At 66.8% G+C, this 14,377-nt stretch carries 11 protein-coding genes; 7 read left to right on the top strand and 4 right to left on the bottom strand.

All coding sequences use genetic code 11. From position 1 onward, the window contains the following. The first annotated feature begins 120 nt into the window (after positions 1-120). From IFT87_RS08365 to IFT87_RS08340, 6 genes are all read left to right on the top strand, one after another. Positions 121-2,547 (top strand): glycogen/starch/alpha-glucan phosphorylase, encoded by a 2,427-nt coding sequence (locus IFT87_RS08365; protein WP_342211140.1) that lies wholly within the window; start codon positions 121-123, stop codon positions 2,545-2,547. Next, a complete protein-coding gene (gene glgB, locus IFT87_RS08360; protein WP_031440551.1) occupies positions 2,544-4,706 on the top strand; it encodes a 1,4-alpha-glucan branching protein GlgB in 2,163 nt (720 codons plus the stop codon). The genes IFT87_RS08365 and glgB overlap by 4 nt, the downstream gene beginning before the upstream one ends. A gap of 59 nt (positions 4,707-4,765) precedes the next feature. After that, complete coding sequence (glgC, locus tag IFT87_RS08355; RefSeq protein WP_031396272.1) at positions 4,766-6,028, top strand: glucose-1-phosphate adenylyltransferase; 1,263 nt, start codon at positions 4,766-4,768, stop codon at positions 6,026-6,028. A 43-nt stretch (positions 6,029-6,071) separates the two neighbouring features. After that, positions 6,072-7,517 carry a glycogen synthase GlgA gene (glgA, locus tag IFT87_RS08350; RefSeq protein ID WP_192008109.1) on the top strand — a complete coding sequence of 482 codons (1,446 nt, stop codon included), beginning with the start codon at positions 6,072-6,074 and terminating at the stop codon, positions 7,515-7,517. Further along, on the top strand, positions 7,514-9,133 hold the full coding sequence (locus IFT87_RS08345) for an alpha-D-glucose phosphate-specific phosphoglucomutase (protein WP_037528709.1): 1,620 nt from the start codon (positions 7,514-7,516) through the stop codon (positions 9,131-9,133). Before glgA ends, IFT87_RS08345 begins: the two co-directional genes overlap by 4 nt. A gap of 66 nt (positions 9,134-9,199) precedes the next feature. Continuing rightward, positions 9,200-10,054: an HpcH/HpaI aldolase/citrate lyase family protein gene (locus tag IFT87_RS08340; RefSeq protein WP_192008108.1), complete on the top strand. Its 855-nt coding sequence runs from the start codon at positions 9,200-9,202 to the stop codon at positions 10,052-10,054. 7 nt (positions 10,055-10,061) lie between these two features. Here the strand turns inward: IFT87_RS08340 and IFT87_RS08335 are convergent, their stop codons facing one another. From IFT87_RS08335 to IFT87_RS08320, 4 genes are read right to left on the bottom strand one after another with little or no spacing between them, the layout of a single operon-like run. Further along, entirely contained in the window at positions 10,062-10,652 is a 591-nt protein-coding gene (locus tag IFT87_RS08335) for an ABC-type transport auxiliary lipoprotein family protein (protein WP_192008208.1), read from the bottom strand. A gap of 8 nt (positions 10,653-10,660) precedes the next feature. Then, positions 10,661-11,623, bottom strand: a complete 963-nt coding sequence (locus IFT87_RS08330) for an MlaD family protein (protein WP_192008107.1) — start codon at positions 11,621-11,623, stop codon at positions 10,661-10,663. After that, on the bottom strand, positions 11,623-12,519 hold the full coding sequence (locus IFT87_RS08325; protein WP_031396264.1) for an ABC transporter ATP-binding protein: 897 nt from the start codon (positions 12,517-12,519) through the stop codon (positions 11,623-11,625). Before IFT87_RS08325 ends, IFT87_RS08330 begins: the two co-directional genes overlap by 1 nt. Continuing rightward, positions 12,519-13,628, bottom strand: coding sequence for an ABC transporter permease (locus IFT87_RS08320; RefSeq protein WP_031396263.1), 1,110 nt, complete (start codon positions 13,626-13,628; stop codon positions 12,519-12,521). Before IFT87_RS08320 ends, IFT87_RS08325 begins: the two co-directional genes overlap by 1 nt. Before the next feature lie 62 nt (positions 13,629-13,690). On the opposite strand from IFT87_RS08320, the gene IFT87_RS08315 reads away from it, so the two are divergent. After that, on the top strand, positions 13,691-14,371 hold the full coding sequence (locus IFT87_RS08315) for an HAD family hydrolase (RefSeq protein WP_031440557.1): 681 nt from the start codon (positions 13,691-13,693) through the stop codon (positions 14,369-14,371). The last annotated feature ends 6 nt before the right edge of the window (positions 14,372-14,377 follow it).

Below are 14,377 nucleotides of genomic sequence, written 5' to 3'. Positions count from 1 at the left end.
CATGGATCAGGGGATGTACGGCTAACTGGCCGATCGCGTCCCGCGACCTCGCAAGTCCGCGTGACAAAGGTGTCCGCGCGGCTAGGATCACCGGTGACGACAACGAGATCCGGAATTCGCGTGACCGCAAACCCCGCCCTGCAGCGCTCCGTCCAGACGCTGGCCGATTCGATCCTCGACACGCTCGTCCACCGGATCGGCAAGGATGCGCAGGCCGCGCTTCCGCACGACTGGCTCGCGGCAACGATCCTCACCGTGCGCAACGACATCGTCGAACGCTGGATGGCGTCGACCAAGGCGGCGCATGCGGCGGGTGCCAAGCGGGTCTATTATCTCAGCCTCGAATTCCTGATCGGCCGGCTCTTGCGCGATGCGGTGACGAACCTGCAACGCAGCGGCGAGGTATCGCGGGCGCTCGCGCTGCACGGCGTCGACCTTGCCGCGCTCGAGGAGATCGAGCCCGACGCGGCACTCGGCAATGGCGGGCTCGGGCGGCTGGCGGCGTGCTTCATGGAAAGCATGGCGAGCCTCGCGCTGCCCGCTTACGGCTATGGCATCCGCTATGTGAACGGCATGTTCCGCCAGCGGATCGACGATGGCTGGCAGGTCGAGATGCCCGAAAGCTGGCTCGCGCACGGCAATCCCTGGGAGTTCGAACGCCGCGAGAGCGCCTATTTCATCGGCTTCGGCGGCGAGGTGATCGCGACCGACAGCGGCCAGGTTCACTGGAGTCCCGCCGAGGCGGTCGAGGCGATGGCGGTCGACACCCCCGTCGTCGGCTGGCGCGGCGAACACGTCAACACGCTGCGGCTGTGGACCGCGCGCGCGTTCGATCCGATCAAGCTCGACCGGTTCAACGCGGGCGACTTTTCCGGTGCGCTCGCGGACCAGCTCCGCGCCGAGACACTCACGCGCGTGCTCTATCCCAACGACTCGACCGCCGCGGGGCAGGAGCTGCGGCTGCGGCAGGAGTATTTCTTCTCGTCCGCTTCGATCCAGGACATCGTCCGTCGCCACATCCAGTATTTCGGCGACATCCGCACGCTGCCCGACAAGGCTGCGATTCAGCTGAACGACACGCACCCGGCGGTGTCGGTCGCCGAGCTGATGCGGCTGCTGATCGACCATCACGAATTTGCGTTCGACGAGGCGTGGAAGATCACGCGCGCGACCTTCGGCTACACCAACCACACGCTGCTGCCCGAGGCGCTGGAGAGCTGGCCGCTGCCGCTGTTCGAGCGCCTGCTGCCGCGCCACATGCAGATCGTCTACGCGATCAACGCAAGGCTGCTGCGCGAGGCACGCGGGGTCACAGGGATAGACGACCGCGCGATCGCCGCGATCAGCCTGATCGACGAGGGTGGCGAGCGGCGCGTGCGAATGGCCAATCTCGCCTTTGCCGGATCGCACAGCGTCAACGGCGTCGCGGCGCTGCATACGCAGCTGATGAAGAAGACGGTCTTCGCGGATCTTCACCGCCTCTATCCGACACGGATCAACAACAAGACCAACGGGATCACCCCACGCCGCTGGCTTCAACAGTGCAACCCGGGCCTCACCACGCTGATCCGCGACGCGATCGGCGACGGCTTCCTCGATGATGCCGAACGGCTGATCGATCTCGATGTTTTTGCCGACGATCCCGCGTTCAGGGAGCGGTTTTGGGCGGTGAAGCGTTCGAACAAGGTGGCACTGGCAAATCATATCAAGGACAGCTTGGGGCTGCGCATAGACCCCGACGCGCTGTTCGACGTGCAGATCAAGCGCATTCACGAATACAAGCGTCAGCTGCTCAACATCATCGAGACGGTCGCGCTGTACGACCAGATCCGCAGCCATCTCGAACGCGACTGGACGCCCCGCGTGAAGCTGTTCGCGGGTAAGGCGGCATCGAGCTATCACAATGCGAAACTCGTCATCAAACTGGCGAACGACGTCGCGCGGCGGATCAATTCTGATCCGTCGGTGGGCGGACTGCTCAAGGTCGCGTTCCTGCCCAACTATAATGTGTCGCTCGCGGAGCAGATCATCCCCGCCGCCGATCTCAGCGAACAGATCTCGACCGCGGGTCTCGAGGCGTCGGGCACCGGCAACATGAAGTTCGCAATGAACGGCGCGCTGACGATCGGCACGCTCGACGGCGCGAATATCGAGATCAAGGACCGGGTCGGCGACGACAACATCTTCATCTTCGGGATGACCGCGGACGAGGTCGAAGCGAAGCGCGCATCGGGCTATGATCCGCGCAGCGTGATCGACGGGTCGAACGAGCTCTGCCAGGCGGTCTCGGCGATCGCCTCGGGCGTGTTCTCGCCCGATGATCGTCAGCGCTACGCTGGGCTGATGGGCGGGCTGTACGAGGGCGACTGGTTCATGCTCGCCGCTGATTTCGACAGCTATGCCACCGCGCAGCGCAGCGTCGACACGCGCTGGAACGATCGCGACGCGTGGGTCGCCTCGACCGTGCGCAACGTCGCGCGCGTGGGCTGGTTCTCGTCGGACCGGACGATCCGTGAATATGCCCGCGATATCTGGACGGTAATGTGAAGCCACCCGAAGGCGCCATCGTTGCCCTGCTGGAGGGGCGTCACCACGATCCCTTCTCGCTGCTCGGCGTGCATGCCGGCCCCGGCGGCACGTTCGCGCGCGCGTGGCTGCCGGGTGCGACGACCGCTGAGGCGCATGCGCTCGACGGCAAGACGCTCGGCACGCTCCCCCGGATCGACGATCGCGGCCTGTTCGAAGGGCCGATCGACGGCGATCCGCAGCCGGTGAAATATCACGCCGAGGGCGGCGGCACGGACTGGTGGGTGACCGACCCGTACAGCTTCGGCCCGGTGCTCGGCCCGATCGACGACCTGCTGATGGCGGAGGGCAATCACCACCGCCTCCATGACAAGTTGGGCGCGCACCTGATCGAGCACGAAGGCGCGCCGGGCGTGCATTTCGCGCTCTGGGCCCCCAATGCGCAGCGCGTCTCGGTGGTCGGCGACTTCAACGACTGGGATGGCCGCCGCCACGCGATGCGCAGGCGCGGCGACGTCGGCGTCTGGGAGATCTTCATCCCCGACATCGCCGAATATCGCGCCTATAAATACGAGATCGTCGGTCCCGATGGCCGGCTCCAGCCGCTGAAGGCCGATCCCTTCGCCTTTGCCAGCGAACTGCGTCCCGCGACCGCGTCGATCACCCGCACGCTCGCGCACGAATGGGCGGATACGAGCCACCGCAAACACTGGGCCTCGGTCGATCCGCGCCGCGTGCCGATCAGCATCTACGAGGTGCATGCCGGATCGTGGGACCGCGATGCCGAGGGCTGGTTCCTGACCTGGGATGCGCTCGCCGACCGGCTGATCCCGTATGTGGTCGAGATGGGCTTCACGCACATCGAGTTCATGCCGATCAGCGAACACCCCTATGATCCCAGCTGGGGCTATCAGACCACGGGGCTCTATGCGCCGTCCGCGCGGTTCGGCGATGTCGAGGGGTTCGCGCGGTTCGTCGACGGTGCGCATCTGGCGGGGATCGGCGTGCTGCTCGACTGGGTGCCTGCGCACTTCCCGACCGACGCGTTCGGGCTCGCGCATTTCGACGGTACCGCGCTCTACGAACATGAAGACCCGCGGCTCGGCTTCCACCCCGACTGGAACACCGCGATCTACAATTTCGGGCGGCGCGAGGTGTCGTCCTTCCTCGTCAACAACGCGCTGTTCTGGGCCGAGCGCTATCATATCGACGGGCTTCGCGTGGATGCGGTCGCGTCGATGCTGTACCGCGATTATTCGCGCGAGGCGGGCGAATGGATCCCCAACGACACCGGCGGGCGCGAGAACTGGGAAGCGGTCGCGTTCCTGCGCGACATGAACCGCGCGGTGTACGGGCAGCATCCCGGCACCTTCACGATCGCCGAAGAATCGACCTCCTGGCCGGGCGTCTCCGCTCCCGTCGGCGACGACGGCAAGAGCGGTGGCCTGGGCTTCGGGTTCAAGTGGAACATGGGCTTCATGCACGACACCCTCCAGTACATGGCGCGTGATCCGCTGCACCGGAAGCATCATCACGGCGAGATCAATTTCGGCCTGGTCTATGCGTTCAGCGAGAATTTCGTCCTGCCGCTCAGCCATGACGAGGTCGTCCACGGCAAGGGCTCGCTGCTGACCAAGATGCCCGGCGACGACTGGCAGCAATTCGCCAATCTGCGCGCCTATTACGCGTTCATGTGGGGCTATCCGGGCAAGAAGCTGCTCTTCATGGGGCAGGAGTTTGCGCAGCGCCGCGAATGGTCCGAAGGCCGCGCGCTCGACTGGTGCCTGCGCAACAGCCGCAGCCATGAGGGCATCCGCAACCTCGTCCGCGACCTCAACATAGTCTATCGCGACAAGCCCGCGCTCCATGCGCGCGATTGCGAGGCCGAGGGTTTCGAATGGCTGATCGCCGACGACGCCGCCAATTCGGTCTTCGCCTGGCTGCGCAAGGCACCTGGCGCGAAGCCCGTCGCCGTCATCGCCAACATGACGCCGATCGCACGCGCGCCCTACCGCATCCCCCTGCCACTCGACGGTCGCTGGTGCGAGATCATCAACAGCGACGCGCATGAATATTGGGGCAGCGGGCTCGGCAATCTCGGCGGCGTGGTCGCGGAGGACGGCGCGGCGTGGGTCACCTTGCCCCCGCTCGCGACGATCATGCTCGAGTTTGAGGGCTGAGACGGAACAAGCCGCGGGTAACGGGGCGTTATACGGCGGACGATTAGGGAGAGACGGACATGGTTGAACGGCGGGGACAGCCACTGGCGCGCGACGCAATGGCGTATGTGCTGGCCGGTGGTCGCGGCAGTCGGTTGATGGAACTGACCGATACCCGCGCAAAACCCGCGGTGTATTTCGGCGGCAAGGCGCGGATCATCGATTTCGCGCTGTCGAATGCGATCAACTCGGGCATTCGCCGGATCGGCGTCGCGACTCAGTACAAGGCGCATTCGCTGATCCGCCATCTTCAGAGCGGCTGGAACTTCCTGCGCTCCGAACGCAATGAGAGCTTCGACATCCTGCCCGCGTCGCAGCGGATCAGCGAGTTCCAATGGTATGAGGGCACCGCCGACGCGGTCTACCAGAATATCGACATCATCGAGAGCCACGCGCCCGAATACATGGTCATCCTGGCCGGCGATCACATCTACAAGATGGATTACGAGCTGATCCTGCAACAGCATTGCGAGACCGGTGCGGACGTCACGATCGCCTGCCTCGAAGTGCCGCGGATGGAGGCGGTCGGCTTCGGCGTGATGGCGGTCGACGAGCATGACAATGTCACCGCGTTCGTCGAGAAGCCGGCCGATCCGCCCGCGATCCCGGGCAACCCGGACATCGCGCTGGCGTCGATGGGGATCTACGTCTTCCACACCAAACTGCTGTTCGACGAACTGCGCCGCGATGCGGAGACGCCGGGATCCGCACGCGATTTCGGCAAGGACATCATCCCCTACCTCGTCAAGCACGGCAAGGCGGTCGCACATCGCTTCTCCGACAGCTGCGTCCGCTCGGGCAGCGAGGTCGAGGCCTATTGGCGCGACGTCGGCACGGTCGACGCCTATTGGGAGGCCAATATCGACCTCACCGACGTGGTGCCCAAGCTCGACCTCTACGACCGCAGCTGGCCGCTCTGGACCTATTCGGAGGTCACCCCGCCCGCCAAGTTCGTCCATGCCGATGACGGACGCCGCGGCGAAGCGGTGTCGAGCCTGGTTTCGGGCGACTGCATCATCTCGGGCTCGTCGATCCACCGCAGCCTGATCTTCACGGGCACGCGCGCGCACAGCTATTCGATGCTCGACCAGGCGGTGATCCTGCCACATTGCGAGATCGGCCGTGGTGCGCGCCTGTCGAAAGTCGTGGTCGATCGCGGCGTCGTCATCCCCGACGGCCTCGTCGTCGGCGAGGATGCCGAACTCGACGCGCAGCGTTTCCGCCGCACCGACAGCGGCGTGGTGCTCGTAACCAAATCCATGATCGACCGGCTGATCGCGTGAGGGTGTATACGACGCTTTCTCGATCAGGACAGGGGCCCGGCTGATGCGTGTTCTCTCGGTAGCGTCAGAAGCCTATCCGTTGATCAAGACCGGTGGCCTTGCGGATGTCGTCGGCGCGCTGCCGGCGGCGCTCGCGCATCACGGCGTCGCGATGACGACCTTCCTTCCCGGCTATCCCGCGCTCGCTGCGGTCATGCGGACGGCAAAGGTCATCCACAGCTACACCGACCTGCTCGGCGTCGAGGCGCGGATCCTCGCGGCGAGCATCGGCGACCATCCGCGGCTGATCCTCGACGCCCCCGGCCTGTTTGCGCGCGGCGGCGGTCCGTATGGCGACACGACCGGCGCCGACTGGGTCGACAACTGGCTGCGCTTTGCAGCGTTCAGCCGGGCCGCCGCCGATCTCGCCTCGGGCGTTGTCGACGGCCAGCAGTTCGACATCCTCCACGCGCATGACTGGCAGGCGGCGATGGCGCCTGCCTATCTGCGCTACGCCCCCGGTCCGGGCGCGCCGGCGAAGACGATCGTCACGATCCACAATATCGCGTTCCAGGGCCGCTATGGCGCAGAAATCTTCGCCGACCTCGCGCTGCCCGATGCGGCATTCGCGCTCGACGGGATCGAATATTATGGCGGCGTCGGTTTCCTGAAGGCCGGGCTCGAGGCTGCCGATGCGATCACCACGGTCAGCCCGACCTATGCCGCCGAGATCCGTCGCGGCGAATTCGGCATGGGGCTCGAAGGGCTGATCAACGTTCGTGCCGATCGGCTGACGGGGATCGTCAACGGCATCGATCCCGCGGTCTGGAACCCCGCCACCGATGCCGCGCTGCCGTCGCGCTACACCGCGCGCACGCTCAACCGCCGCCGCGTCAACAAGCGTGCGGTCGAGACGCTGTACGGCCTCGACACCGGCGACGGCCCGATCTTCACCGTCATCAGCCGGCTCACCTGGCAAAAGGGCATGGACGTCCTCGTCGCGGCGATCGACGAGCTGGTGGCGCTCGGCGGCCGGCTCGCACTGCTCGGGTCGGGCGATAGCGCGCTCGAACACGCCTTTCTCGCCGCCGCCGAGCGGCATCCGGGCCGGGTCGGCGTTCGCATCGGCTATGACGAGCCGGTCTCTCATCTGCTTCAGGCGGGTGCCGATGCGATCCTGATCCCGTCGCGCTTCGAACCCTGCGGCCTGACTCAGCTCTACGGGCTGGCCTATGGCTGCATCCCCGTCGTCGCGCGCACCGGCGGGCTGGCCGACACGGTGATCGACGCGAACGAGGCGGCGGTCGCCGCGGGCGTCGCCACCGGTATCCAGCATGACGGCATCACGCCCGAAGCGCTCAGCCATGCGCTGCGCCGAACGATCGCGCTCTATGCACGCCCCGATCGCTGGGCCATGTTGCAGCGCAATGCGATGCGCGCGGACTTCTCGTGGGACGAGAGTGGCCGGCGTTATGCGACCCTGTATTCGAGCCTCGTGGAGCCTACATGATCCGTACCGTTACAAGCACGCCCTATACCGATCAGAAGCCGGGCACATCGGGTCTGCGCAAGAAGGTGAAGGTCTTCCAGCAGGCCAATTATGCCGAGAACTTCGTCCAGTCGGTGTTCGACGTGGTCGAGGACAAGGCCGGCGCGACGCTGGTGATCGGCGGCGACGGCCGGTTCCTCAACCGAGAGGTGATCCAGGTCGCGATCCGCATGGCCGCGGCGAATGGCTTTGGTCGCGTGATCGTCGGCCGTGGCGGCATCCTGTCGACGCCTGCCGCCAGCCACATGATTCGCAAGCGTGGCGCGATCGGCGGGCTGGTCCTGTCCGCCAGCCACAATCCTGGCGGTCCCGACGAGGATTTCGGGATCAAGTACAACATCGCCAATGGCGGTCCCGCGCCCGAATCGATCACCGACGCGATCAACGCGCGCACGCTCGAGATCGACCGCTGGCTGACCGTCGACGCGGCCGACATCGATCTCGACCAGGACGGTGAGGTCATGGTCGGCGACATGCCGGTCGAGGTGGTCGATCCGGTCGAGGACTATGCCGCGCTGATGGAGACGCTGTTCGACTTCGACGCGATCCGCGCCGCCAGGCTGACGATGGCGTTCGACGCGATGAGCGCGGTCACCGGGCCCTATGCGACAGAGATCCTCGAACGCCGCTTGGGCTTTGCCGCGGGCACGGTGCGCAACGGCACCCCACTGCCCGATTTCGGCGGGCATCATCCCGACCCCAATCTCGTCCACGCGCATGAGCTGTACGAGACGATGATGGCGCCCGACGCCCCCGATTTCGGTGCGGCATCGGATGGCGATGGCGACCGCAATCTGATCATCGGCCGCCACCGCTTCGTGACCCCGTCGGACAGCCTCGCGATGCTGGCGGCAAACGCGCACCTCGCCCCGGGTTATGCCGGTGGCCTCAAGGGGATCGCCCGCTCGATGCCGACCAGCGCGGCCGCCGACCGCGTCGCACAGGCGCTCGGCATCCCCGCGTACGAGACGCCGACCGGCTGGAAGTTCTTCGGCAATCTGCTCGATGCGGGCATGGCGACGATCTGCGGTGAGGAAAGCGCCGGGACCGGCTCCGATCACGTCCGTGAGAAGGACGGGCTCTGGGCAGTGCTCCTGTGGCTCAACATCCTCGCGGTCCGCGGCGAAAGCGTCGACGCGATCGCCCGCGATCACTGGGCGAAGTTCGGCCGCAACTATTACGCGCGCCACGATTACGAGGGCATCGAGACCCCGCGCGCCGACGCGTTGATGGCCGCGTTGCGCGCCAGCCTCGCCACCCTGCCCGGCAAGCAGTTCGGCGACCTCACCGTCGAGACCGCGGACGAGTTCGCCTATACCGACCCGACCGACGGCTCGATCAGCCGCAACCAGGGCGTCCGCATTCTCTTCACCGGCGGCAGCCGCGTCGTGTTCCGCCTGTCCGGCACCGGCACCACCGGCGCGACGCTGCGCGTCTATCTCGAACGCTATGAGCCCGTCGGCGGTGATCTCGACCGCGAAACCGGCAACATGCTGGCGAGCATCGTCGCGGCGGCCGAATCGATCGCGGGGATCGCGCAGCACACCGGCCGCAGCGCGCCCGACGTCGTCACCTGAGCGCGTCGCCCCGCGGCAGGCGGGCCGGGGTTCAAACCCCGGCCATAGTCTTCTAGGCTGGCCGTCATGATCCTTCGCCGTCGCCGCAGCGCGCTCTACATGCCCGCCTCCAACCCCCGCGCCATCGCCAAGGCCCGCAGTCTGGCCTGCGACGTCGTGATCCTCGACCTCGAAGATGCGGTGGCGCCCGACGAGAAGGCGGCGGCGCGCGACCGTGTCGTTGCCGAGGTCGGCACGGGGGGGGTCGGTACGCGCGAGCTGGTGGTGCGGATCAACGCGCTCGATACCCCATGGGGCGCCGACGACATCGCCGCCTTGCGCGGTCTCGGCGTCGATGCGGTGCTCGTGCCCAAGATCTCCGGCGCCGTCGATCTTGCCGCCGTCCGCGCCGCACTGGGTACCGACGGGCCACCAATCTGGGCGATGATCGAGACCTGTGGCGGCGTGCTCGAACTCCCAGGGATTGCTCGTGCGGCCGCGGGATCGCGGCTCACCGCGCTGATTGCCGGCACCAACGACCTCGCCAAGGAGCTGCGCTGCCGCCCGGGCGTCGATCGAACGCCACTCATTCCCGCGCTGATGGCTATCGTGACGGCCGCACGCGCAGCCGGGCTGGTGGCGCTGGACGGCGTCTGCAACGCGCTCGACGATCCGGCGCGCCTCGCTGCGGAAGCCGAACAGGGCGCTAGTCTCGGCTATGACGGCAAGACGCTGATCCATCCGGCGCAGATCGCGGCGGCGAATACCGCGTTCGGCCCTACCCCCGACCAGCTCGAATGGGCACGGACGGTGGTCGCAGCGTTCGCGGACGGCGCCACTGCGGACAAGGGCGCGATCCGGCTAGACGGTCAGATGGTCGAACGACTCCACCTCGCCGAAGCCCAGGCGATGCTCGCGCAGGCGGATCAGCCCGCGGGCTGACCCTGGGTCAGCGCGGGCGGCCGACCCAGTCCGCGACCTGCTGTGCGACGCTGTTAGCCGCGGTGTTGATCCCCGCCGCCGCGGACGGCGCATCGATCGCCGCGACCGGGACGCGCGCCTCGAAGCGACGCTTCTCGACCGACTGCATCCCCGCCCGCGTCAGCGCGGCGTCGAACGTCACGACCGCCTCGCGCGTCGTCGCGTCGAGCCCGAAATTGCGCAGTTCCCCGCCCAGCATTGCACTCGGATCACCGACCGCCTGGACCGTCGACAGCACGACCATCCCGGTGCGCGCGGCGACCGTATCGGACATCAGTCGCGCGAACAGCCGTGCGGGCGGCTCGGCCCATTGCGCGTCCTTCACATAGGCGATCGACGTCGCGGTCGCCTGCACCGGCACGCGCGCCGTCGCCAGCGCCTGCGGCACCGTCGGCACCTGCAACGTGATCGACTTCGACGTCGCCGAGTTCTGGTTCTGCCCGACCGCGACCGCGGACTGCGTCGTTAGCGTCAGCAGGGTCGGCGGCGGTGCGGCGCCAAAGCTGATGCAGGCGCTGAGCGGCAGCGCCGCGAGGAGGATGAACAGCGGTGTCTTCATGGCGGTCATCACTTACCCTTATAGTCCGGAAGCTTCTGCTGCCCGACGAGCGAGCCTGCCCCCTGCTGGTCGACACGTTCGGCAACCGACGACAGCGCTGCGGCGGTGGTACGCAGATCGTGGACGAGGCGGTTGGCTTCGGGAATGGTGGTCTTCGAGAAGGCCTGCAGCCCGGGCCGCGCGTCGCCGATCGCCGCGTTCAGCGTTTCGGCGCTGGCCTGGGCCGACTGGATCGCCTTGTTCAGATTGGCCATCGCCGGTTTCACGTCTTCGGAGAGCACCCCGTTGGTGGTCTGCGCGAGCACGCCGAACTGCTGTGCGGCATCGCCCGCCTGCTGGATCGCGACCCGCGTCTGCGCCAGCGTCGCGGCGATTTCCGGCCCGCGATCGGCCAGCGCATCGGTCAGGCGATTGGTGTTCTCGAGAATCCCGGCGATCGACGCCTGGTTGCGATCGGTCAGCAGCCCGGTCAGCCGCTCGGTCAGCGTCGACAGACGCTCGAGCAGCTGCGGCGCCGAATTGAGGATCGCGCCAAGGCCACCCTGCTTGGTCGGGATGACCGGCACGCCGTACGGGCATGGCTGGCCATTCGAATCGGGGCAGCCGACCGCGGGCGCACCCTTGCGCGCGCCATCGAGCGACACCTGGCTGACGCCGGTGAACCCGACGCCCGAGATCGACGCGGTCGTGCCCTGCAGCACCGGCGTCTCTTCGTTCACGCTGATGCGGACGCGAACGAACTGCGGGTCGTTCTTCCACAGCGAGATCGACTTCACCTGACCCGACGGCACACCTGAAAAGGTCACTGCGGAGCCGCGCGCCAGACCATCGACCGACTGGCGGAAGAAGATGTCATATTCCTTCTCTTCCGTGCCACCGAGACGCGCGATCCACACGGTGAAAAGCGCGAGCATCGCGAGCAGGATCAGCACGACGGCGCCGACAAGGACATGGTTCGAACGGGTTTCCATCAGAGCGTCCTTGCTTCTTTCTCGGCATATGTCGCGTCGGCGTCGTCCGGCGCGGACTGCTTGGACTGGACTTCGGTCGGGTGGGCATCGGCAACCGCGTCGGCGCTGCGATGCGCCTCCTTGGTCGCCACCGCGGCGCGGCCGCGCGGTCCCTTGAAATATTCCTCGATCCACGGATGGTCGAGCGCGAGCAGTTCGTCGATCGTGCCGACCGCGATCACCTTCTTGTCGGCGAGCACCGCGACACGGTCGCAGATCGCGTAAAGCGTATCGAGGTCGTGCGTGATCAGGAAGACGGTCAGGCCCAGCGTCTTCTGCAACGACTGCGTCAGCGAATCGAACGCCGCCGCGCCGATCGGGTCGAGCCCGGCGGTCGGTTCGTCAAGGAACAGCAGTTCGGGGTCAAGCGCGAGCGCGCGCGCGAGCCCGGCGCGCTTCTTCATGCCGCCCGACAATTCGGCGGGAAACTTGTTCGCGGCATCGGCCGGCAGCCCGGTCATCACGACCTTGTACGCGGCGATCTCGGCGAGTAGCGCGGGCGGCAGGTCGGGATAGAATTCGCGCAGCGGCACTTCGACATTTTCGGCGACGGTCAGCGTCGAGAACAGCGCACCGCCCTGGAACAGCACGCCCCAGCGCTTGCGGATCTCGGTCGCCTCGGTTTCCTCGCGGCCGATATTCGATTCTCCGAACACCGTGATCGCGCCCTCGGCGGGCGTCTGGAGGCCGATGATCGAGCGCATCAGCACCGACTTGCCGGTCCCCGAACCGCCGACCACGCCGAGGATCTCGCCACGCCGGACGTCGAGATCGAGACCGTCATGCACGACCGAATCGCCGAACTCGTTCCTCAGCCCCTTTACGGAGATGATGCTGTCGTCAGTCTTGCGGGCCATCAGTCCCAGCCGATCCAGGTGAAGAATACCGCGAAGAACGCGTCGAGCACGATGACGAGGAAGATGCCCTGCACCACCGCCGAGGTCGTGCGCAGCCCGACCTGTTCGGCGTCGGCCTCGACCTGCATGCCCTGGAAACAACCCGCGACCGCGATGATCGCGCCGAAGACCGGGGCCTTGATCAGCGCGATGTACAGATCGGTGATCGGCACGACTTCGCGGATCCGGGCGATGAAGGTGACGGGCGGGATGCCGAGCTGGATCCAGCACAGCAGCCCACCGCCGATGATCGCGATCAGCGACGCGTAGAAGGCGAGCAGCGGCATCATCACGATCGCCGCCAGCACGCGCGGCAGGACCAGCGCCTCCATCGGCGACACCCCGATCGTCCGCATCGCGTCGATCTCTTCGGTCAGCTTCATCGTGCCGAGCTGCGCGGCAAAGGCGGAGCCCGACCGGCCCGCGACCATGATCGCGGTCATCAGCACGCCGAGTTCGCGCAGCGTCAGCCGCCCGACCAGATTGATCGTGAACACCTCTGCGCCGAACTGGCGGAGCTGGACCGCGCCCTGCTGCGCGATGACGACGCCGATCAGGAAGCTCATCAGTCCGACGATGCCGAGTGCGGCGATGCCGACGACCTCGAACCGCTGGACGACCGCGTTGAAGCGGAAGCGCTTGGGGTGGCGAATGACGCTGCCGAAGGCGATCGTCGTCGCGCCCAGAAAGGCGAGCAGGCCGAGCATCGTCCGGCCGGTCAGCACGACCGCGTCGCCGATCTCGCCCAGCACGCGCTTTACCGAACCGACCGGCTTGCCGCGTGCCGCCAGCGGCTGGTCGGAGGCGACGACCTGATCGAACAAATTCTGGCCGTCGGCATCGAGCCCGTCGATCGTCGCATCGTTGCGTGCGGCAAAGCGGTGGACGATCCAGGCGCCGATCGTGTCGATCCGGTCAACCTGGCTCAGATCGACCCGTTTGATCGACGCGGCATCGACCGCCTCGAGCCGATCGGGAAGATTTCCGATGTTGGCGAGCGACAGATCGCCGGTGAAGCGAAGCGTACCCGTGTCGGCACCGTCCTGCTGAAAATCGGCCATCGCGCTCATCGGCGGCACCTTTGCGGCAAACGGACTGGATCGGCAAGACGAATGCTGTGTAAGCCGGCCCAATGACCCAGCTTCTCGCCATCTACGACATGGACAAGACGATCACGCACGCGCCGACCTGGACGCCGTTCCTGATCCACACCACGCGGACCGGCGGCGCGCCGTGGCGACTCGCGCTGGTGCCGGTCGCGGCGCTCGCGGCGGCGGGATATCTCGCAAAGCTGATGAGCCGGGGCCGCCTGAAGCACATCATGCAGCGGATGATGCTCGGCAAGACGCTGACCCCGGCGCAGGAGCGTCGCGCCGCCGAGGCGTTTGCCGACCGCGTGATGCGCGACGGGGTCTTCGCCGCCGCGCTCCGCCAGATCGAGGCGGATCGCGCGGCGGGATACAGGCTGGTGATGGCGACCGCCTCCTACCGCTTCTACGTCGAGTCGATCGCCGAGCGGCTCGGCTTCGATGCGGTGATCGGTACCGAGAGCCTGCGCGACGCGAACGGCCATCTGCTCGCCGGTATCGACGGCGAGAATTGCTACGGCCCCGCCAAGCTCGCGATGATCGAGCGCTGGATGGCGCGCGAGGGGATCGCGCGGCACGATGCGCATGTCCGCTTCTATTCGGACCATGTCTCCGATGCGCCGACCTTTGCCTGGGCCGACGAGCCATTCGCGGTCAACGCGCACGGTCCGCTCCGCCTGCTGGCAAAGGCAAAGGGCTGGCCGATGCCCGACTGGGAGCGATAACCGGGG

The organism is Sphingomonas sp. CFBP 8765, assembly GCF_014841445.1.
In the GTDB taxonomy this organism is placed as follows: domain Bacteria; phylum Pseudomonadota; class Alphaproteobacteria; order Sphingomonadales; family Sphingomonadaceae; genus Sphingomonas; species Sphingomonas aerolata.
Note: the sequence above shows the minus strand (reverse complement) of the source record. Positions and strands in the feature narration are given on the sequence as shown.

Bases quoted from the DNA above. Each gene is read 5' to 3' on its own strand.
- glgA (WP_192008109.1), top strand. From the start codon at position 6,072: ATGCGTGTTCTCTCGGTAGCGTCAGAAGCCTATCCGTTGATCAAGACC.
- IFT87_RS08325 (WP_031396264.1), bottom strand. From the start codon at position 12,519: ATGGCCCGCAAGACTGACGACAGCATCATCTCCGTAAAGGGGCTGAGG.
- IFT87_RS08345 (WP_037528709.1), top strand. From the start codon at position 7,514: ATGATCCGTACCGTTACAAGCACGCCCTATACCGATCAGAAGCCGGGC.
- IFT87_RS08335 (WP_192008208.1), bottom strand. From the start codon at position 10,652: ATGAAGACACCGCTGTTCATCCTCCTCGCGGCGCTGCCGCTCAGCGCC.
- IFT87_RS08340 (WP_192008108.1), top strand. From the start codon at position 9,200: ATGATCCTTCGCCGTCGCCGCAGCGCGCTCTACATGCCCGCCTCCAAC.
- IFT87_RS08330 (WP_192008107.1), bottom strand. From the start codon at position 11,623: ATGGAAACCCGTTCGAACCATGTCCTTGTCGGCGCCGTCGTGCTGATC.
- glgC (WP_031396272.1), top strand. From the start codon at position 4,766: ATGGTTGAACGGCGGGGACAGCCACTGGCGCGCGACGCAATGGCGTAT.
- IFT87_RS08320 (WP_031396263.1), bottom strand. From the start codon at position 13,628: ATGAGCGCGATGGCCGATTTTCAGCAGGACGGTGCCGACACGGGTACG.
- IFT87_RS08315 (WP_031440557.1), top strand. From the start codon at position 13,691: ATGACCCAGCTTCTCGCCATCTACGACATGGACAAGACGATCACGCAC.